Origin of the sequence: Marinoscillum sp., from assembly GCF_965229915.1 — a bacterium.
Taxonomy (GTDB): Bacteria; Bacteroidota; Bacteroidia; order Cytophagales; family Cyclobacteriaceae; genus Marinoscillum.
In genome coordinates this window covers 2,105,251-2,124,547 of record NZ_CBDDJZ010000001.1, presented here as the reverse complement: position 1 = coordinate 2,124,547, position 19,297 = coordinate 2,105,251, and the positions used below count along the sequence as shown (strand labels likewise).

16 protein-coding genes and 1 tRNA gene are annotated in these 19,297 nt (G+C 43.0%); 9 read left to right on the top strand and 8 right to left on the bottom strand.

Annotated elements, in window-relative coordinates:
* Window positions 1–98 precede the first annotated feature (98 nt).
* The gene (locus ACO067_RS09270; protein WP_421873305.1) at window positions 99–2,477 is read right to left on the bottom strand and encodes an ABC transporter permease; all 2,379 of its coding nucleotides are present in this window, start codon (window positions 2,475–2,477) and stop codon (window positions 99–101) included.
* Window positions 2,478–2,561: 84 nt separating this feature from the next.
* On the opposite strand from ACO067_RS09270, the gene ACO067_RS09265 reads away from it, so the two are divergent.
* Window positions 2,562–3,023, top strand: coding sequence for a 3-oxoacyl-ACP synthase (locus tag ACO067_RS09265; protein ID WP_421873302.1), 462 nt, complete (start codon window positions 2,562–2,564; stop codon window positions 3,021–3,023).
* On the opposite strand, the gene ACO067_RS09260 is transcribed toward ACO067_RS09265, so the two are convergent.
* The 3 genes from ACO067_RS09260 to ACO067_RS09250 all read right to left on the bottom strand — a co-directional run bounded on the left by ACO067_RS09260 (window position 3,020) and on the right by ACO067_RS09250 (window position 5,980).
* The gene (locus tag ACO067_RS09260) at window positions 3,020–3,520 is read right to left on the bottom strand and encodes a uridine kinase family protein (protein ID WP_421873300.1); all 501 of its coding nucleotides are present in this window, start codon (window positions 3,518–3,520) and stop codon (window positions 3,020–3,022) included. The genes ACO067_RS09265 and ACO067_RS09260 overlap by 4 nt on opposite strands.
* A gap of 136 nt (window positions 3,521–3,656) precedes the next feature.
* On the bottom strand, window positions 3,657–5,393 hold the full coding sequence (locus ACO067_RS09255) for an ABC transporter ATP-binding protein (RefSeq protein WP_421873298.1): 1,737 nt from the start codon (window positions 5,391–5,393) through the stop codon (window positions 3,657–3,659).
* Window positions 5,394–5,470: 77 nt separating this feature from the next.
* The gene (locus ACO067_RS09250) at window positions 5,471–5,980 is read right to left on the bottom strand and encodes a hypothetical protein (RefSeq protein ID WP_421873296.1); all 510 of its coding nucleotides are present in this window, start codon (window positions 5,978–5,980) and stop codon (window positions 5,471–5,473) included.
* Between the two features lie 273 nt (window positions 5,981–6,253).
* Between ACO067_RS09250 and ACO067_RS09245 the strand changes: the two genes are divergently transcribed.
* From ACO067_RS09245 to ACO067_RS09235, 3 genes are all read left to right on the top strand, one after another.
* Window positions 6,254–6,327 (top strand) — tRNA-Ala (locus tag ACO067_RS09245).
* Between the two features lie 91 nt (window positions 6,328–6,418).
* On the top strand, window positions 6,419–8,182 hold the full coding sequence (locus ACO067_RS09240; RefSeq protein WP_421873294.1) for a TrkH family potassium uptake protein: 1,764 nt from the start codon (window positions 6,419–6,421) through the stop codon (window positions 8,180–8,182).
* A gap of 12 nt (window positions 8,183–8,194) precedes the next feature.
* The gene (locus tag ACO067_RS09235) at window positions 8,195–8,896 is read left to right on the top strand and encodes a potassium channel family protein (RefSeq protein ID WP_421873292.1); all 702 of its coding nucleotides are present in this window, start codon (window positions 8,195–8,197) and stop codon (window positions 8,894–8,896) included.
* On the opposite strand, the gene ACO067_RS09230 is transcribed toward ACO067_RS09235, so the two are convergent.
* On the bottom strand, window positions 8,893–9,279 hold the full coding sequence (locus ACO067_RS09230) for a C40 family peptidase (RefSeq protein ID WP_421873290.1): 387 nt from the start codon (window positions 9,277–9,279) through the stop codon (window positions 8,893–8,895). The two genes, ACO067_RS09235 and ACO067_RS09230, sit on opposite strands and share 4 nt — an antisense overlap.
* Window positions 9,280–9,410: 131 nt before the next feature.
* Here ACO067_RS09230 and asnB point away from each other — a divergent pair, with 131 nt between their 5' ends.
* Window positions 9,411–11,300 (top strand): asparagine synthase (glutamine-hydrolyzing), encoded by a 1,890-nt coding sequence (asnB, locus tag ACO067_RS09225; protein ID WP_421873288.1) that lies wholly within the window; start codon window positions 9,411–9,413, stop codon window positions 11,298–11,300.
* On the opposite strand, the gene ACO067_RS09220 is transcribed toward asnB, so the two are convergent.
* Both ACO067_RS09220 and ACO067_RS09215 read right to left on the bottom strand, forming a co-directional pair.
* Window positions 11,281–11,721 (bottom strand): Dps family protein, encoded by a 441-nt coding sequence (locus tag ACO067_RS09220; RefSeq protein WP_421873286.1) that lies wholly within the window; start codon window positions 11,719–11,721, stop codon window positions 11,281–11,283. The two genes, asnB and ACO067_RS09220, sit on opposite strands and share 20 nt — an antisense overlap.
* A 15-nt stretch (window positions 11,722–11,736) precedes the next feature.
* A complete protein-coding gene (locus tag ACO067_RS09215; RefSeq protein WP_421873284.1) occupies window positions 11,737–12,507 on the bottom strand; it encodes a class I SAM-dependent methyltransferase in 771 nt (256 codons plus the stop codon).
* Window positions 12,508–12,558: 51 nt separating this feature from the next.
* Here ACO067_RS09215 and ACO067_RS09210 point away from each other — a divergent pair, with 51 nt between their 5' ends.
* Complete coding sequence (locus ACO067_RS09210) at window positions 12,559–13,707, top strand: GWxTD domain-containing protein (protein WP_421873282.1); 1,149 nt, start codon at window positions 12,559–12,561, stop codon at window positions 13,705–13,707.
* Window positions 13,707–14,453, top strand: a complete 747-nt coding sequence (gene rlmB / locus ACO067_RS09205) for a 23S rRNA (guanosine(2251)-2'-O)-methyltransferase RlmB (RefSeq protein ID WP_421873280.1) — start codon at window positions 13,707–13,709, stop codon at window positions 14,451–14,453. The genes ACO067_RS09210 and rlmB overlap by 1 nt, the downstream gene beginning before the upstream one ends.
* Here rlmB and ACO067_RS09200 read toward each other — a convergent pair.
* Entirely contained in the window at window positions 14,446–15,579 is a 1,134-nt protein-coding gene (locus tag ACO067_RS09200) for a mannose-1-phosphate guanylyltransferase (protein WP_421873278.1), read from the bottom strand. The two genes, rlmB and ACO067_RS09200, sit on opposite strands and share 8 nt — an antisense overlap.
* Before the next feature lie 105 nt (window positions 15,580–15,684).
* On the opposite strand from ACO067_RS09200, the gene recQ reads away from it, so the two are divergent.
* Window positions 15,685–17,865 (top strand): DNA helicase RecQ, encoded by a 2,181-nt coding sequence (gene recQ, locus ACO067_RS09195; RefSeq protein ID WP_421878292.1) that lies wholly within the window; start codon window positions 15,685–15,687, stop codon window positions 17,863–17,865.
* A gap of 91 nt (window positions 17,866–17,956) precedes the next feature.
* Window positions 17,957–19,243, top strand: a complete 1,287-nt coding sequence (gene purD / locus ACO067_RS09190; RefSeq protein WP_421873275.1) for a phosphoribosylamine--glycine ligase — start codon at window positions 17,957–17,959, stop codon at window positions 19,241–19,243.
* Window positions 19,244–19,297: the final 54 nt, after the last annotated feature.

Sequence of the window (19,297 nt, the reverse complement as noted above, 5' to 3'; positions counted from 1 at the left end):
GTCTAGTTTGAGTATTTGATCTATTTACCCAAATTATGCTTTGGCATAATTTGTACTGAAGTACAGACGAAAGCTTTGCTTTGTCCGGGTACCTCCGGTTATTCGTAACGTAGTGAGTCTACGGGATTTCTAGTCGCTGCTCGGAGTGTTCGTCCTACAGAAGTTGCAAAAGCAACAAGTAGAAGCAGCGAAATAGGCAAGGTAAGCGTGAATATGGATATGGCCTTGTAGTAAGCGAAAATGGAGCCCATCAGTGCATCGATAGCCAAATAAGACAAGGCACTCCCCAGTGCCACAGATATGCCAATTATCCAGACAAATTGCACATTCATTTTAGTGATAATCTGACTTACCGAAGCACCGAGTACTTTTCTCACGCCAATTTCTTTTACACGTTTGATGATATTTAGTGATACTAGTGTGAATAATCCGATGGAGGATAACACTAAAGCTAAAACCCCAAGAAAACTAAACATCACCATTATATTGCCATTCACTTCTTCAGAATCGCTCAAGAATTCATCCTGATATCTACCTGGATAAGGTTTATTTGGCTCCACTTCATACCAGGCCTCTTCCACATATTTGTTGACTTCTTTGATAGTGCCTGGAGCTACTTTGATCACCGCAAAATTTGTGCGCTCTTTATGTGCAGGCCGGAATCCGTAGGGTTCTACCGGGTTCCAAAACCCCTGCATGTAAAAATCTTTCATCACACCCACTACCTGCAGTCTGGTGGAGTCATCTATTTGCACCATTTTCCCGATAGGTTCTTCCCAGCCAAATTCGGACACTAACTTTTGGTTGACGATGATGGAGTTGGCCTTGTCATGTTCAAAAAGATCTTCTGTAAAATAACGGCCATCTACCATTTCCAGCCCCATAACGTCTTTGTAGTCCAGTCCAAAGTCAAGCATGAACGCTTCCAGTTCCTTGTCTGCGTTCTTCAATGTACGTGTATAGTCCCACATACCAATGTGCTCTTCCGTTTGGGCTATTTTTTCAATAGAACGATTTTGCTGAATACGCTGCACTAGACGATCATATGTTGACTCGGAGGGCACCCGTACAAACAAAACATTGGACTTTTCAAACCCTACATCTAGTTCACTCTGGTAGTGTGCATTTTGTGAGAATGCCAGACTGGCAATGAGTGCAATAGCCGTGAGTACGTACTGAGAGGTAAGGAGCACTTTAGAAAAAACGCTGGTGCCACCCAGACTCAGGTTTCCTCTAAGGATTTTGACGGGCTGATAAGAAGAAATGTAAAAAGATGGATAGCCTCCGGCTATGAGTGAGGTAAATATCAGCAGCCCACCCAAAAACAAGTAGAGCTCTGGATTGGCCGTAAAATCCAGGTCCAGTTCTATAAAATCCCACATGGCCGAATATGCCGGCACGAGGTACATGGCGATGATTACTGACAGTCCCAATGCTATGAAAGTAAGGACTAGATTTTCACCCATAAACTGCATGATCAGCTGACGCCTATTTCCACCCATTACTTTTCGGATACCGATTTCCTTCAGGCGCTTACTGGAAATAGCTATGGAAGTATTGGTGAAATTGAAGCAGGCGATGAGCAGCATGAGCACAGCCATGATAAACGGAACAATCACAGCTGGCTTTGGCGGTGCTTGATTTAGCCAGTTGGCTCTTAAGTCTTCACCATTCACACCCAGAGTGGTCAATGGCTCCAGCGTGTATTCCGCGACTTTCCAATCATCGCGCGCTTCATTTTGAATGCCAATGTAATTGCTATTGAGTGTGTTGAGCACTTCTTTGGGCTTTTCGCTGGAGGTGGTCATGATGAACGTAGCACCTACGAAAGATTTCCAGTTGTTTCGCTCTATTTGATAGATCGAATGGTAGTTGTCCCAGTGAGTTAGGGCGCTAAAATGAATGCTTGAGTTCATGGGTATTTTCTCGAACACACCCCCAACTAGCTTAGTGAGCACAGAACCATCGTCTTTGATCAGGGTTACCATTTCGCCAGTAGGGTCGATTGGACCAAACAGCTTTTCAGACATTTCTTCTGTGAGGATGATTTTTCCTCTATCCTGAAGTGCATCTTTTGAACCGTATTTCATAGGGAAGGTGAACATGTCAAAGAAGTCATCTTCGGCGAATCCAAGACCCTCATCAAATACGTTGTTGTCTTTTTTCATGACAATTCCACCACGGGTAAAACGGCTACTGTAAGCAACCTCACTGAGTTGTTCGGCCAGGTTGTTACCAAGGGGAAGCGGTGTGATACCGTATGGTACCATGTAGTCTTGTACTGATTTGGCTACTTGTATTTTGTAGATTCGCTGTTGATTTTCGTGGTTGGCGTCATAGTCTGCTGCGAACTTGAAATTGAGATATCCCACAATACAGCATGCCAGAGAAAGGCTCAGGCCAAGTATATTGATTAGTACATAACTTTTGTTTTTCCACAGGTTGCGGAAGGTGGTTTTAAAGAAGTTTTTAAGCATGGTGATAGCTATTAGTCTTGTTAAAGATGTCAAAAACTATTGCTAGGTTGCATAGTCAATTGACCCAATCGAGAATTAGTATAGATGAATCAGGAGTTGATCACACTAAAACAGCATTTGCAGGAGACGTGTAAGTCACTGGTGAAAGAGAAAATCACGGCTCTTCAGAATAACCTAAAGGGCTTTCAGGATGCTGCCAACGAAGAGACCAAAAGCAGCGCCGGTGATAAATATGAAACGGGTAGAGCAATGATGCACCTGGAGAAGGAAAAAGTAGCTCATGCATTGAATGAGGTATTAAAGCAAAAAAAAGTGCTCGATCAACTTGGAGTCAAAGCGCAAGAAGAGGGCAGCTTAGGCTCCCTCATTGAGACCGATAAAGGCTATTTCTTTTTGTCAGCTAGTCTGGGCAAGGTGGCAGTAGATGGCTTGCAGATCATGTGTCTTTCACCAGTGGCTCCACTGGGAAAGGCATTTCTCGGCACGAAAAAGGATGACCTGATCACATTCAATACGGTCTCTTATACGATTTATGCAATCGCTTAATTGGGAATTAAACTGACTATTTGAGTCAAATCAATTTCCTGTTCTCCAGATACGGGGATGTACTCTTCTTTGTCACCTTTCATTTGTCCATACTTCAGATACGATCTCCAAACGTGCTCGGCGTACCATTCCGGTTCCTCATCCCAGCGCATGTCTTTTGATTTTCGCTCCTGAAAAGTGGATTTCTCGATTTCTACAAAAATCTTCATCACATATTCAGACCTCAAAGACGCTGGATAAAAAGAGAATAAACCTTCGATGATTTTGATATCGCTCTTCGATTTATGAACATCCTTCAGGAGCTTGTCCCATTTGATCGTGCTAGGTCGCTCCCAGTCAGGCACTCCTTGTACTTTTGGAAGTGAAATAGTCGGCTTCACGTACTCATCCTGGCAATAGACATCAACACTTTTGCCTTTTTTTTCGAAGTGTTCTTTAAGTCTTTTTGCTAATGTTGTTTTCCCTGCGCGGCTCACTCCGCCAATTCCTATTATCATTTATCTCGCCTATTTCTGCTTAAACTTGAATTAGTTGCATAGCTGGTTTGCTCGTTGAATTCGTCTCTTTTGGTTAGGGAAAGATAAATATACAAATCTCACCGTAAATTTCAGTGTGAATCATCGCATCGATTTACTAGATGCGAGCCTGGTAGGTATACAAATCAAAGTACCTGCCTTTTCTCTCGATCAGTTCGTCATGAGTACCCTGTTCGGAGATTTGACCATTTTCGATTACCAGAATCTGATTGGCTTGACGGATGGTGCTCAGCCTATGGGCGATCACAAATGAGGTTCGTCCTTTCATCAGTCGGGCCAAACTTTCCTGAATGTAGCTTTCACTTTCGGTATCTAGATTAGAGGTGGCCTCATCTAATATAAGAATACGTGGATCGGCTAAAATGGCACGAGCGATAGCAATACGCTGTTTTTGACCTCCAGAGAGTTTGACGCCTCGTTCACCAATGGTGGTGTTCAGTCCATCCTCAAACCGATCCGTAAATTCATTCACATGAGCGGCTTTTACTGCTTCCAATAATTCGGTTTCGGTGGCATCTGGTTTTGGGAACAGTATGTTTTCTTTGATTGTACCTTCGAATAGAAAGTCGTCTTGAAGTACCACACCAAGCTGACTTCTATAGCTGTGAAGGGAGACCTGTGCAAGATCTTGACCATCTACCAGTATGGTGCCACTGTCTGGATTCAGGAATGAAGCCGCCAGACTCGCAATGGTGGACTTACCCGATCCTGAAGTTCCCACTAGCGCAGTGACACTACCTGCCTTTGCTTCGAATGAAACATTTTTGATGACTCGATTATCTTCCTCATAGGCAAAGCTGACATTCTGAAATGAGATGTCTCCTTTGATTTGCGGGATGATGATGTTTCTGACCGTGCCGTCGTCTTCTGGATCCATGTTCATGATCTCTTCGGTTCTGTCCAGTCCTGCAAAAGCCTCGGTGAGCTGACTACCGATGTTGCTCATCTGCACAATAGGCGCAATCATGAATCCCAGATAAAGCGTGAAGGCCAGAAAATCTCCGACTGTAATGTCACCTTCTATGATCATATAGCCACCTATTCCCATGATGCCTGTGCTGGCCAACCCAAGCAAGAAAGTTGCTGAGCTAGTCACAAAACTTGTAGAGGTAAGACTCTTCTTGATATTGAGATACAATCGCTCTACTCCATCTTCGAACGTTTTGACTTCCTGTTTCTCAGCGTTGAATCCTTTGATGACTCGTATACCGTTTAGCGTTTCAGTAAGTCTACCAGTTACCTCCGCATTGATTTTGCCCCGCTCACGGAATATCGGTCGGATGTAACCAAATGCTTTCAAGGAAATCACTCCAAAAATGGAAACGGGAACTAGAACATACAGCGTCATCATCGGGCTGATATTGATCAGTAGAAATAGTGAAATGACAGCAGTGATGAGCCCTCCAACGAGCTGGACAAGTCCAGTTCCCACAAGGTTTCTAACCCCTTCCACGTCCGACATGATTCTTGAGACGAGTTCACCACTTTTGCTATTGTCAAAGAAGCGGATCGGAAGGTAAATGATTTTCTTCTGTACCTGAGCACGCAATTGTGCTATCAAATGCTGCGCTTCTACACTTAGTATTCGAGTGAGTAGAAAAGATGTCACCGATTGGACTACAATGGCCCCAGCGACAGCCATGACCAGCGTTTTTAGCATTTGCATATCGCCATCAGCGATAACATCATCCATTAGGTATTTACTTGCACCAGGCAGTACCAGGCTCGCAAGTCGGCTGATGATGATCAGTACCAGACCAACGGCCAAGATGTTTTTTCTGGGCCATACGATTGTCTTAAACACATGGCCTATTGTTACTTTGGATTTACTCATAAGGGATTGTTGGTGAAAACAGAGGGTTTTCAAAAGTTACAACAATCCCTAACGTAATTTCAATGCAGAGAGATTAATTAATTTCCAGAGGGCTTACTTGATTTTTGAAAATTACCAGCAAAAGCTATCTGATGAGTCTCAGGGCTTAAAAAAGTGCTGTCTTCGTCATATCTGTAGACGAATCTCAGAGATACGTCTACATTTATATCCCAGCCATTACCTAGTTTATTTCCGGTGATAGTTCCTGCCTCTACCTCTACACCTTCCGCAAGACCGCAATAGCAATACTGTTTGAATAAGAAATGGAGATCGTTGATCTCAGAGTCAGTGTAAGAAAAGGAGCTAATGCTGGACGGAATTTGGAAAAAGACATCTTCAGCATACTCATCGTCCTGAATGTCTTCCTTGTCCTCAGCGACATAATGCCGATGGATGACTATGGAGCTACCATCTGATACATATGGGTGGTCTTCAGTGATGGAGGCACTTTCATAATAGAGTAAGTCCTCGAAACCTGGGTTTATTCCATCCTCACAGCTGATGCACATGAGCACCAAGGCTGACAATAACAACATAATTGATTTCATCTTAGTGATATTTGCAACTAAGACCCAGATTTGATGCAATAGGTTGTTTGGTGAATTCTCTTGCTGAATAAGATTTTTAAATTAAATTCGCAATCCTTAATGGGGCATTAGCTCAGCTGGTCGGTCCGCGTAGGATAGAGTACCACGTTGAGATATAAAAAAGAAACTAACCCATTGAGACAAATAATGGGGCATTAGCTCAGCTGGTCGGTCCGCGTAGGATAGAGCACCACGCTGAGATATAAAAAAGAAACTAGCCCATTAAGAAAATATGGGGCATTAGCTCAGCTGGCTAGAGCACCACGCTGGCAGCGTGGGGGTCATCGGTTCGAATCCGTTATGCTCCACAGAAACCACTTCGAGACTCGGGGTGGTTTTTTTGTTTTCCAGGAAGAACTCTAGCTTGCAGGACTAGTTATCTTTGAGAACTAACAGACAATGCCTCAACCTACCAAAACATCAGACTGGCACATATTTGTCATTAGCGTACTTGCGCTGGTAGCATTGGTGTTGGATTTTGGATACCCGGAAAACTTCTGGCATCACCTCATCACCGATTTGTACTATGTGCTTCATGGGTGGTCGGTGTTACTGTTTATGAAGCAAACCCTGAGACCTCCGGGTTTTCACAAGCCTATCCGTCGCAAAGGAGCCTATGTGGTTTTTGGCATTGTGCTGGTGCTGGCGGTTATTGCTGTGGTGAATACCATTCTCTTTGTGTTATTTCAAAACAAAGATCTCAACTTTCTTACGGCACTTTTAGTGTTTCTAGTGGCCATGTTTGACTTGTCTGGTCGCCTCGCTACCCTGGACCGTCAGACGCTGCACCCGGCACTAGTATTCGTCTTAAGTTTTCTTATCCTGATTTTTATAGGCACTCTCCTGCTGATGCTCCCTAATTCCACTAAAAATGGCATTTCGTTTATTGATGCGCTGTTCACATCCACTAGTGCGGTATGTGTGACCGGTCTGGCTGTGCTGGATACGGGCAAAGATTTCACTCATGTAGGACAATTGGCGATACTGTTTCTGATTCAGTTTGGTGCTTTAGGCATGCTGAGTTTCACTTCGATGTTTGGGCTTCTGTTCAAGGGCTTTGGTTCTTATGAGAACCGATTGAATCTCAAAAATCTAATCAATGCTGACTCACTGGGGAGTACTTTCAAGACCTTAATTCAGATTTTGGTGTTTGTTTTCACCGTAGAACTCATTGGTACGCTGCTGATTTTTTATACCATTGGAGACGAATTTCGGTTCACCAGTCAGCGGTGGTTTTTTGCCTTTTTCCATTCCATATCTGCCTTTTGCAATGCGGGGTTTTCTACTTTGAGTAGCTCTCTTTATGAGGAAAGCTATCGGTTCAATTACCCGCTGCATTTGATCATTGCTGGTCTGATTGTACTAGGTGGAATAGGGTATGGCGTTATCATCAATCTGTATCAGTTTAGTAAAAAGACCTTCACTTATCGGGCGTTTAGATGGTTTGATCTGGTGATTGGTAAAGAGGATAAAATCAGGCCGAGTTTGACACTGAATACAAAGATCGTATTGGTCACATCAGCAGTATTGATCATTTTTGGAGCCATTCTGTTCTATATGTTGGAGTATAATGGGTCGCTGAAGGAGCACAGTCCATTTGGGAAAATAGTCACAGCATTCTTTGGGTCCATAACCACCAGAACAGCCGGATTCAATACCGTCGATACTGGCGCCCTAAGTCATTCATGCATTATGATCATCATCTTGCTCATGTGGATTGGAGCTTCTCCAGGATCTACTGGTGGTGGTATTAAGACCACCACATTTGCGGTAGCTACCTTGAATATCTTTCAGCAAGCGATAGGGTTTAAGAGTATACGGGTTGGCTGGAAACGAATTGATCAGGGAGCTTTGCAGCGGGCCACTTCCATCATTTCTCTGTCATTAATTGTGATTGGGTTTTCTACATTCCTACTCGTGACATTTGATGAGCAGCTAGGCATTCTGCAGATTGCTTTTGAGTGTTTTTCGGCCTTTAGCACCGTCGGTTTGAGCATGGGCATAACGGCTGGGTTGAGTGTGCCAAGCAAAGTGGTGCTGGTGGTGACTATGTTTGTGGGAAGAGTGGGCTTCTTAACACTGCTGACGGGAATAGCACGACAGATTTATAGATATAAGTACAATCCAATCCAGTACCCTGAAGAGAAGATTTTCATTAATTAATTTGAGGTCATTATGAAGTGTATCGTAGTAGGTTTAGGCAATTTTGGTTCTGCGCTTTCATTGAAACTAATGGAGGAAGGACATGAGGTCATTGGGGTGGATACCAATGAAACGTATGTGAACCAACTGCAAGATAAACTCACCCATACGCTAGTAATGGATACCACCAATGAGCTGGCCATAGCTGAGCTACCACTGGAAGATACCGATGTAGTGATCGTAGGTATTGGCGAGAATGTCGGTGCTTCGGTGACTTCTACAGCTTTGTTTAAAAAATATGGTAAGAATGTGCGGATCATTGGTCGAGCCATCTCTAAAGTGCATGAAACTATACTAGAAGCTATGGGTGTCACTGAGGTGGTAAATCCAGAGTCTGATTTTGCACATCAGTTTGCCAATAGGCTAGTCGTTTCTGGCTCGGTTAAGTCATTTGTCCTTGACGAAAACTATGAGATATCTGAAGTAAAAGTGCCCGAGTCGTTTATCGGTAAAACGGTTAACGAAGTAAGTATTGTAGACAAATACAAGGTGTCACTGGTGACGATCTTATGTCAGCACAAGTCCAAGAATATACTGGGCAAAGAGATGGAAGGACATCAAGTATCTGGTGTAGTGAATGGATCTACAGTTTTTAAAGAAAACGATCGTTTGGTGCTCTTTGGGTCTGTAAAAGCTTTGAAAAATATGATGAGCGAGTTGAGTTTAGGTGATTAGATGATGCGTCTGAATTTCTTCACATTTTTTTTGTAGTAGTCGGACTTTAAGCTGGACATAACTACTCCTCGGCTACTAGAGGCATGGATGAATTTGATGTCATCATCTCCCACATATACGATTAGTCCGCTATGGTACCATTTTTCACCTTTGTTCTTAAACTTGAAGTATACCACATCTCCAGCACGAAGATTTCCCCAGCCTTTACTACTCCCTATTTTTGATTGTTCTTTGGCCGTCCTGGGCAATTTCACATCGATGATTTTGTAGGAATTGTAGATGAGTGCCGAACAATCAATCCCATCTTTGCCCATCCCACCATATTTGTAAGGTACTCCCAGGTAGGTTTGTGCCATGGACACTACTTTCTCAATTTTTTTCATCTTCTTTCTACTCTGAGCTTGAGTAGTTGGTGTTAGAACCCATACGAAAAGAGCGATAAATACAAGCCTTACAAAAACACTGTTCATATCCTAAGTTGATTGTCTACTTAAGTCCATAAATTTAATGCCATATGTGTGGGATTACAGGAATTTTTGCATTTAACTCAATAGGTCGCATCAATTTGGTGCATCTAGAAGCGGCCACACGGAGTTTGTCTCGGCGTGGACCGGATGCGCACAACTCTTGGTTTGATGAGGTGGTTGGACTTGGACACAGACGACTTTCCATCATCGATACATCCACAGGTGCCAACCAACCCATGGCTGATGAGTCCGGTCGGTATCAATTGGTCTACAATGGTGAGATCTATAACTACCGCCAACTAAAAAAAGAGCTTCAATCTCTGGGACATTCCTTTCACACTGAAAGCGATACGGAGGTATTACTAAGGGCGTTTATCCAATGGGATGAACAAATGCTGGAGCGGCTCAATGGATTCTTCGCTTTTGCTATCTATGATCAAGCAGCTAAGTCGCTATTTGTGGCACGAGACCGCTTTGGGATCAAACCACTGCTGTATTTTCAGGATGAAGATAAATTCATCTTTGCTTCTGAAATGAAATCTTTAATGACCTATGGACTACCTCGGATGATCGATAGAGCAGCACTTAATCTATACTTCCAACTGACATACATTCCAGCGCCTAAATCGATATTTGAAGGGGTGAATAAGCTGGAACCCGGGCACTACCTGCGAGTGGAGTCAGGGACGGTAACTAAGAGGAAGTACTATGAACTTCCTTATCAGGAGTCACCGACATTTCAAGACTTGAATGAGGTAAAACCACAATTTACCAAAACCTTGAGAGCATCGGTGCAGGATCGATTGGTGGCAGATGTTCCACTTGGGGCTTTCTTAAGTGGGGGTATTGATTCTTCCATAATTACGGCTCTGGCTAGTGAGCAGGTGACCAATCTTAAAACATTCAGTATAGGCTTTCAGGATAATAAATTCTTTGACGAAACCTATTATGCTAATCTGGTTGCGGACAAGTATCAAACTGATCATCAGGTATTTAAACTGACAAATGATGATTTGCTGGCTGAAGTGAGTGATGTAGTGAATTACCTCGATGAGCCATTTGCCGATTCATCTGCTTTGCCAGTTCATATTTTGAGTAGAAAGACCAGAGAGCATGTCACTGTGGCATTATCTGGTGATGGAGCTGATGAGTTGTTTTCCGGATACAACAAACACAGTGCTTGGCTGATGAGCAGAGGACAAAGCATGCAAGCTGGATTGATCGGTGCTCTTGGCCCCCTTTGGAAGTTGCTACCACACTCACGAAATAATAAATTGACCAACACATTTAGGCAATTGGATCGGTTTGCTGAAATGAGTAGCCTGAGTTTGCAAGAACGATACCGGTTTTTAGCTTCTTTTGTCACGGAAAAGGCAGTTTCCAGGTTGCTCAATGATAACTATCGAAGTGACGTGTCGACGGAGATAGGTCAGTTTACCAATCGGATCACAACAGGCGAAATAAATGAGGTGCTGGCTGCTGATGTAGAGATGGTACTGCAGGGGGATATGTTGCAGAAAGTGGACTTGATGTCCATGGCCAACAGTCTGGAGGTGCGGGTTCCTTTCTTAGATCATCGTGTAGTTGCTCTTGCTTTTGATATGAAAGAGCGACTCAAAATCAATAGTAGGGATCGCAAGATTGTATTGAGAGAGGCATTTAAATCTTACTTGCCTGAGGAGCTTTACAGTCGGCCAAAACATGGTTTTGAGGTGCCTTTATTGGATTGGTTTAGAAAGGAATTGAGTGCAGATCTGGATCAGGTGGTATTTGCTCGCGAGAGGGTCGAATCAATTGGGATATTTGACTGGAACGAAATCGCCCGAATCAAAAAGAAGTTGCATTCATTAGATCCTGGCGATTCGGCCATACAGACTTGGCAGCTGTATGTGTTTAATAAGTGGTACGATCAGTTTTTTAGCCCATCCAGGATCTAAACATCCACATGGTTTTCTCCTGAGAATTGATCAAAGCGATCATCATATCCTCTGTCTCCGTATCATCCTCACTGTTGGCAAGTTCTTTTACGGTATTCTCCTGCTTGACCAGTTGATCTAGTTGTTCTAGCAAAGACGCTACTATCTTTTCATCATTGGACATGTTAGTCACTGCTTTGATGTTGCTGGTATCCAGATAGGCTTGAAATGAGTGAAGTGGCTGACCTTTTATGGTCAGAATTCGTTCGGCTATTTCGTCAATGTTTTCCAGAGCTTCGGTATAGAGCTCTTCGAATTTCATATGTAGTTCAAAAAATCGCTTACCCTTGATATTCCAGTGGAATCCTCGGGTATTTTGGTAGTAAATGTGTAGGTCACTCAAGAGCTGATTTAGCTCATGGATTAATTTATCTGAAGCCATTTTATCTTGTGTTTATTACTTATATAATATACAAAATAGGTCCAGATTTGTTTCCGATTTTTCGGCCAAAAAGTAGTCTTTTCGATCGATGGAAAGGACCAGGTCATCGGATTGTTTTTGGAGTTTATTGCGATTGAGTCTGTTGAGCAAATCATAAGGAACTCGCAGGAAAGAAGCAGGTAATTTGTATTGTAAATCCAGAAAATCATACTTCATGATTTTCTGAACAGATTGTCTGTTTCTTTCATGATATTCCATCACTTTTTCATTACCAGCAATCCCTTTCATATCCACTTTCGAGAAGTATTTGGCAGCTAATGTAGCAAGTTCATCGGCGGTGTACTCTCGTTCATGCCACGGGTTACGACTGAGGGTCATCTTGATATTGGGTGTTGATAGGATGGCTTTACCTCCCGGTTTGAGAATGCGGTGTATTTCTGATAAATATTCCTCATCTTTTTTGATGTGCTCGATCACTTGAAAACTCACCACTGTATCAAAGGAATTGTCTGGAAGTTTCAGCGGAGGGAATACACTCGACTCAAATTGATGGTCTGGGTATTTGGCCTTCAGGTTCTCAATGACCTCTTCGATCTTATCCAGCCCCAGGTAGCTGGTAGCACTATCTGTTAGAATCTCTACCCCTCTGCCTTCACCACAGCCAAGCTCCAGCAAATCCCCTTCTATAAACGGTATGGCTTCATAGTATGCCTGAAGTAGTCGCTGATGAATTGGGTTGTCGGAAGGAATTTGGTCGGAGGCTATTTCAGTCGTGTAAACACTCATTCGATCTTTTTTTGACAAAGAAACCAAATTATTGGTTAACTTTTTCCACTAATGTTTAGAACCAGATTATTTACCCTTCTTAGTGTTTTTTTGTGGAGTATCGTTACCAGCCAGGCAATCGATTTGTCCAAGGTTAACTTATCCTATCAGTACGATCCTGAGTCTGATATTTTTTTCGATCACCGGGTGGTCGATGCAGGAGATTCACTTACAGTTTTCTACAGTGTTCGTTTTGATACAATCAACTCATGGAATCAGACATTTTTGATTCAGGATCATTACCAGTCCATGGAGCATGACACCCTGAAAACCTATTCGATAAATGTGATCAGTGAGCAGCCAGGTGAAAGAGTGTATCGTTTGAGTATGGTAAAGCCAAAAAAAAGCCTGCTGATCATTGCCTGGTATGACCTCAATCGCGGAGTGTATCGGGTAGAAGATGTGCGGGTAAAGACTCCTGTGGGATTTCCAGCTTTTTATCCGGCAGATGAGGAAGGGATGCCTGTTTTGAAAGACTATGTGAGCTCGGAGGTCGTGCGTTTTATCGGTATGGAGGAGTATCACGCTTTTCAGTATACCGATAATTTTGACCCGGCAGATCCGGCCATGGGCCGCATGAAGCCCATCGCACCTAGTTTAAGGATTGATAGCTCCTTTATGTTTTCGAACCAACTTTCTGGTATGGATGTGTACAGTTTTTACCTGGTGCAGGAAGATACGCTTTCGCAAGCGGCAATTACCTTGTTGAGCTGTCCCAGTTACTTTCCAGAATTTCGTCGCTTGGAGGAGCTCGTACCTCCACTTACCTACATCACCACAGAAACAGAAATCAACACTTTAAAGGGAAAGATGAATAAGGGGTCCTTTGAGAATTTTTGGGTAAATACCTACGGTTCCCGGTTTAGAGCTAAAACTGCCATTAAGAACTATTACAATCAGATAGAGCGGGTCAATGAGCTGTTTACAGACTACAAGCAAGGTTGGAAAACTGATCGTGGAGTGATATACCTCATTTTTGGGAAACCGGACAAGGTTTTCAGAACGGAGCGCGAGGAAGTCTGGAAATATATTAGTGGAGTTGAATTTGAATTCATTAGGATTTCAACTCTCTTTACATCCTCAATGTATTCGCTGAAGCGTGACAGGTCCTATGAGCAGACCTGGTACAATCGTGTAGGAGAGTTAAGAAAGGGAATGTAATGGCTGAGAAAAAGTTTGAAAACCTCATATATGGCATCAGAGCCGTCATCGAAACAATTCACTCCGGGAAGGATCTGGAAAAAGTCTTCGTTCAGAAAGGGCTGAAGGGAGATTTGGTGAAGGAATTGCTTGGACTATTGCATCAGCATAAAATTCCTCTTTCAACAGTGCCAGTTGAGAAGATCAACCGGTTTACGCGAAAAAATCATCAGGGAGTTGTAGCGTTTGTTTCTCCTGTCCAGTACCACAGGATTGAACATGTGCTGCCAGCTGTATTTGAAGACCGACGAGTGCCTTTAGTATTGGTACTGGATAGGGTCACAGATGTGCGTAATTTTGGTGGGATCGCTCGTACAGCTGAATGTATGGGTGTAGATGCCATACTCATACCCACAAAAAATAGTGCTCAGATCAATGCAGATGCAATTAAGACTTCAGCTGGTGCACTTAATTTCATACCTGTATGCAGAGAATCGAACTTCAAAGAAGCCCTTCAGTTTCTTAAAGATTCTGGCTTGCAACTCGTAGCTAGTACTGAAAAAGCTGACTCGTTTTTTCAGGACATTGATTTGATGGGACCTACAGCCATTCTTATGGGATCAGAGGATGAGGGAATTTCACCTGCCTTTCTGGAAATGGTAGACAAGCAAGTGAAAATCCCTATCACTGGAGAAATTGAATCACTCAATGTGGCTGCTGCTACTGCAATGGCCCTATATGAGGTCAATCGCCAGCGCTTTATATAAACTTATCTCCTTTTTGCTCTTTTACGTCGCTGACAAATTCCCTGAATATGCCGGAGTCTTCTTTTCGGCAGATGAGTAGTACATCATTGAAGTCAGCTATGAGGTATCCCTCCAGGCCTTCAGCCACTATCAGACGCTTGGATTTACTCAGGATGTAGTTGTCTTTGGATTGATACGTAAGGATGTCCCCTTCCAATACGTTTCCGTCCTTGTCTTTTTCTTTGATTTCATGTAGTGCGTTCCATGATCCCAGGTCGGACCACCCAAAATCCCCTAGCACTACATTGACGTGATCGGCCTTTTCCATAATGGCATAGTCAATGGATACGCTCTTGCTTACCGCATATGCATCTTTGATAAATGAGGCTTCGTTTTCAGTGAAGTATTGCTCTTTTCCCTCTTCAAAAGTTTCAGCAAGCTCCGGTTGGTGTTTTTCGAATGCACTGATGATGGCCTTTACACTCCAAACAAATATTCCAGCATTCCACACAAAGTCACCACTCTCCAAAAACTTCTTTGCCAGATCTAATTCTGGTTTTTCAGTGAAGGTTTTTACGGGTTTAAGCGGATTATCCACATCGTCCAAATACTGAATATAACCATAGCCCGTTTCAGGTCTGTTGGGTTCTATGCCGATAGTGATCAGTGCCTGATCATCGCAGCCTTCAACTGCCGTATTAATCACTTCCAGGAACTTCTCTTCTTTGAAAATAACATGATCAGAAGGCAACACAGCCATGATCGCATTAGGGTCCTGTTGCTTGATCTTATAGGCAGCATAAGCTATACAAGGAGCTGTATTTCTTTTAAGTGGTTCCAGCAAGATGTTATCCTGTCTCAATTCTGGCAATTGCTCGCTCAAAAGATCTCTGTAGATTTCATTTGAGACAATCCAAATATTCTCATTCGGCACGGAAGCTGCGAATCGATCATAAGTCATTTGTAGTAGTGAACGGCCAGTGCCCAAAGCATCGATAAATTGCTTCGGTTTATCGTTTCTGCTGTAAGGCCAGAATCTTGTTCCCGTGCCTCCTGCCATTATCACTACATGTAAATTCTTGTTCATAATGTTTCTTAAGGAAATCTCCGTATTGTGAATTAGTTTAGACAAAGATAGTGATTTCATCAACCTGGCGGCTTTGCCGTAATCACTGGAAAATATAGAAGATGGAGAGAATGTCTGTCGTATATTTTGTGTAAATTATAGTTAATTACAGAAATTTTTGTGATGATGGAGATAGGCACTGACAATACGCTGAAAAGTACCTTAAAGAAAGTTTTTGGTTACGACACCTTTCGAGGTACTCAAGAGCAAATCATTCAACATGTAATGGAGGGTAAGAACACCTTCGTGATCATGCCTACAGGAGCGGGAAAATCACTGTGTTATCAGTTGCCTGCCATAGTGAAGGAAGGTACCGCGATTGTTATTTCACCATTGATAGCATTGATGAAGAACCAGGTGGACCAAATGAACGCGGTAGGAATCAATGCTAAGTTCCTTAATAGTACCTTGAGCAGAGGGGAAATCACCAAGGTGAAGAAGGAGACCTTGGCAGGAGAAGTGAAGTTGCTGTATGTAGCCCCTGAGTCACTCACCAAGGAGTCTAACATTGACTTTCTGAAGCAAGCCAACTTATCATTTGTCGCTGTGGACGAGGCGCACTGTATATCTGAATGGGGTCATGACTTTCGACCAGAATACCGCAAAATAAAGGCGATCATCAAAGATCTTGGAGATATTCCTATCATCGCTTTGACAGCTACAGCCACTCCTAAAGTACAGCTTGATATCAAGAAGAATCTCGAAATGGAAGAAGCAGAGATTTTTCAAAGCTCATTTAACCGAACCAATCTGATCTATGAGGTTAAGCCTAAAAAACAAGCCAAAAAGCAGTTGGTAAAATTTGTCAAGGAACATAAGGGAGAATCCGGAATCATATATTGCCTCAGCCGTAAAAAAGTGGAAGAGATTGCAGAATTCTTGAAGGTAAATGGGGTAAATGTGGCTCCCTATCACGCGGGTATGGAAGCCAACCTACGAATGAAAAATCAAGATGCATTCCTCAATGAGGATGTAGATGTGATTGTTGCCACCATTGCTTTTGGTATGGGGATCGACAAGCCGGATGTGAGGTATGTAGTACACTATGATGCTCCTAAATCCATAGAGGGCTATTACCAGGAGACAGGTCGTGCGGGTAGAGATGGCATAGTCAGTAAGGTGGTCATGTTCTACAGCTATAATGACATCCAAAAGCTGGAGAAATTTAATAAGGACAAATCTGTTACAGAACGCGAGAACGCCAGGTTTCTTCTGGATGAGGTCTCACTTTATGCTGAGTCTGCCATGTGCAGAAGAAAACAACTACTGCATTACTTCGGCGAAGAGTGGAAGGTGGAAAACTGTGAGGCATGTGACAACTGCCTGCATCCAAGACCAAGGTTTGAAGGTTCAGATTTAATTAAACTGGTCATAGAAGCCGTAAGGCAGACGGATGAACGATTCGATAGAAATCACCTTGCCAATCTACTTGTCGGTAATGAGACCGAGCACATTTTAAGTTATAATCACAACCAGTTAGATGTATTTGGAAAGGGAAAAGGACGTGATGAGCGTTTTTGGAAAACCACGATTCGTCAGACCTTACTAAATGAATTCATTAAAAAAGACATAGAACACCCTGGGGTATTTCAGCTAACACAGAAAGGCATTGATTTTCTGATCGACCCTTTTGAGGTGGAGTTGGTCAAAGACCATGAATACGAAACAGAAGGTGAAGAGGAGGAAATCGAAAAGGAAACCATTAATACTACGGCATACGATAAGACCCTCTACGACATGATCAAGGGTCTCCGTAAAAAGGTAGCCAAGGAGAAGGAATTGCCTCCTTATGTCATTTTTCAGGAGCCTTCTATGGAAGAAATGGCCACCCTGTATCCTACCACCATGGACGATCTGATAAAAATCGTGGGTGTGGGAGAGAGCAAAGCACGAAAGTTTGGTAAGCCATTCCTGACCATGATAGAGAAGTATGTAGATGAAAATGACATCATCACAGCTTCGGACGTACTGGTAAAGTCTGCAGGGGCCAAGTCCAAAAACAAGATATTCATCATTCAGCAGATAGACCGTCAAATTGACCTTGAGGAGATAGCCGAGAGTAAGGATATGAAGTACGAGGACCTCATCACAGAGATTGAAAACATCTGCTACGGTGGAACCAAACTCAATCTCGACTACTACATTGATCAACTACTCGACGATGATCGACAAGATGATATTACCGATTATTTCATGAGTGCCGAAACAGATGGCATGGAAGAAGCCATGGACGAACTGGGAGAGTATTATTCAGAAGATGAGGTGCGTCTCATGCGGATCAAATTCATGTCCGAACACGCTCACTAATTTTTCAATTTTCGTTGGCCTTATGGAGGCGGTGATGAATTACTTTCTATTTTTGAACTTCGTTTCGTTTAGTCTGAAGTAAATCATCATCATGAATATACTAGTTATCGGTTCGGGAGGTCGCGAACACGCTCTTGCCTGGAAGATTGCCCAAAGCCCTAAGTGTGACAAGCTTTACCTAGCACCAGGAAATGGAGGAACAGGAGAAGTAGCTACCAACCTTGACATCAATCCTAAGGATCATCAAGCAGTAATCGATACGGTATTGGAGTATCAAATAGACATGGTGGTGGTGGGACCAGAAGATCCGCTAGTCAATGGATTGGTGGATGATCTGAAAGCACATTCAAAACTCACTGAATTATTAGTAGTGGGGCCGGGTAAATCAGGAGCCATTCTGGAAGGCAGCAAGCAGGTAGCCAAGGACTTCATGAAGAAATATGGTGTGCCAACTGCTGCAGCTGAGGTTTTTGATGAGTCTAACATTAACGAAGGTTACACCTTTTTAGAATCTCTTCGTCCACCATACGTACTGAAAGCAGATGGTTTGGCAGCCGGCAAAGGTGTATTGATCACCGATAGTCTGCAAGAAGCCAAGCAGAATCTTGACGACTTGATCCTACACAAAAAGTTTGGAGATGCAAGTGCCCGGGTGTTGATTGAGGAGTTTTTGAAAGGTATTGAACTATCTGTTTTTGTACTGACTGATGGTAAGGATTATGTGATCTTGCCTGAAGCCAAAGACTACAAACGAATAGGAGAAGGTGACACAGGGCTCAATACTGGCGGTATGGGGGCAGTTTCGCCGGTGCTTTTTGCCGACAAAGACTTCATGAAAAAAGTGGAGGAAAAAGTAGTGATCCCAACAGTGAAGGGGATTGAGCAGGAAGGTATGGACTATTGTGGGTTTGTTTTTATTGGCCTAATGAATCAAAGTGGAGAGCCTTATGTCATAGAATACAATGTACGAATGGGAGATCCGGAGACGGAGGTGGTCATACCTCGAATCAAAAATGACCTGGTAGACCTGCTGGAGGCAGCTGCCACTGGAAATCTTGCCAATAGTCGACTAGAAGTAGAGCCATACACAGCCACTACGGTCATCCTGGTCTCTGGAGGATATCCTGAATCGTATGAAAAGGGCAAAGAAATCACATTTAAGAAACCGATAAAATCTGTAGTGCCATTTCACGCTGGCACCAAACTGGAGGATGGTAAGCTAGTGACTAATGGAGGTCGAGTTTTGGCATTGACTGGTTTGGGTAAGAACATGGGCGAGGCTATTAGCAGATGTTACAAGGCGGTAGATCTGGTGAGCTGGGAAGATATGAATTACCGAAAGGACATTGGGTTTGACTTGCAAAAACTGGGTCAGTAAGATTCAATTCATCGGGATCAAATGATTGTATTTCTTGTTCGTTATATTTGATAA

Excerpts from the sequence above, each read along its gene's own strand:
- ACO067_RS09270 (WP_421873305.1), bottom strand. The coding sequence starts at position 2,477 with ATGCTTAAAAACTTCTTTAAAACCACCTTCCGCAACCTGTGGAAAAAC.
- ACO067_RS09265 (WP_421873302.1), top strand. The coding sequence starts at position 2,562 with ATGAATCAGGAGTTGATCACACTAAAACAGCATTTGCAGGAGACGTGT.
- ACO067_RS09260 (WP_421873300.1), bottom strand. The coding sequence starts at position 3,520 with ATGATAATAGGAATTGGCGGAGTGAGCCGCGCAGGGAAAACAACATTA.
- ACO067_RS09255 (WP_421873298.1), bottom strand. The coding sequence starts at position 5,393 with ATGAGTAAATCCAAAGTAACAATAGGCCATGTGTTTAAGACAATCGTA.
- ACO067_RS09250 (WP_421873296.1), bottom strand. The coding sequence starts at position 5,980 with ATGAAATCAATTATGTTGTTATTGTCAGCCTTGGTGCTCATGTGCATC.
- ACO067_RS09240 (WP_421873294.1), top strand. The coding sequence starts at position 6,419 with ATGCCTCAACCTACCAAAACATCAGACTGGCACATATTTGTCATTAGC.
- ACO067_RS09235 (WP_421873292.1), top strand. The coding sequence starts at position 8,195 with ATGAAGTGTATCGTAGTAGGTTTAGGCAATTTTGGTTCTGCGCTTTCA.
- ACO067_RS09230 (WP_421873290.1), bottom strand. The coding sequence starts at position 9,279 with ATGAAAAAAATTGAGAAAGTAGTGTCCATGGCACAAACCTACCTGGGA.
- asnB (WP_421873288.1), top strand. The coding sequence starts at position 9,411 with ATGTGTGGGATTACAGGAATTTTTGCATTTAACTCAATAGGTCGCATC.
- ACO067_RS09220 (WP_421873286.1), bottom strand. The coding sequence starts at position 11,721 with ATGGCTTCAGATAAATTAATCCATGAGCTAAATCAGCTCTTGAGTGAC.
- ACO067_RS09215 (WP_421873284.1), bottom strand. The coding sequence starts at position 12,507 with ATGAGTGTTTACACGACTGAAATAGCCTCCGACCAAATTCCTTCCGAC.
- ACO067_RS09210 (WP_421873282.1), top strand. The coding sequence starts at position 12,559 with ATGTTTAGAACCAGATTATTTACCCTTCTTAGTGTTTTTTTGTGGAGT.
- rlmB (WP_421873280.1), top strand. The coding sequence starts at position 13,707 with ATGGCTGAGAAAAAGTTTGAAAACCTCATATATGGCATCAGAGCCGTC.
- ACO067_RS09200 (WP_421873278.1), bottom strand. The coding sequence starts at position 15,579 with ATGAAATCACTATCTTTGTCTAAACTAATTCACAATACGGAGATTTCC.
- recQ (WP_421878292.1), top strand. The coding sequence starts at position 15,685 with ATGGAGATAGGCACTGACAATACGCTGAAAAGTACCTTAAAGAAAGTT.
- purD (WP_421873275.1), top strand. The coding sequence starts at position 17,957 with ATGAATATACTAGTTATCGGTTCGGGAGGTCGCGAACACGCTCTTGCC.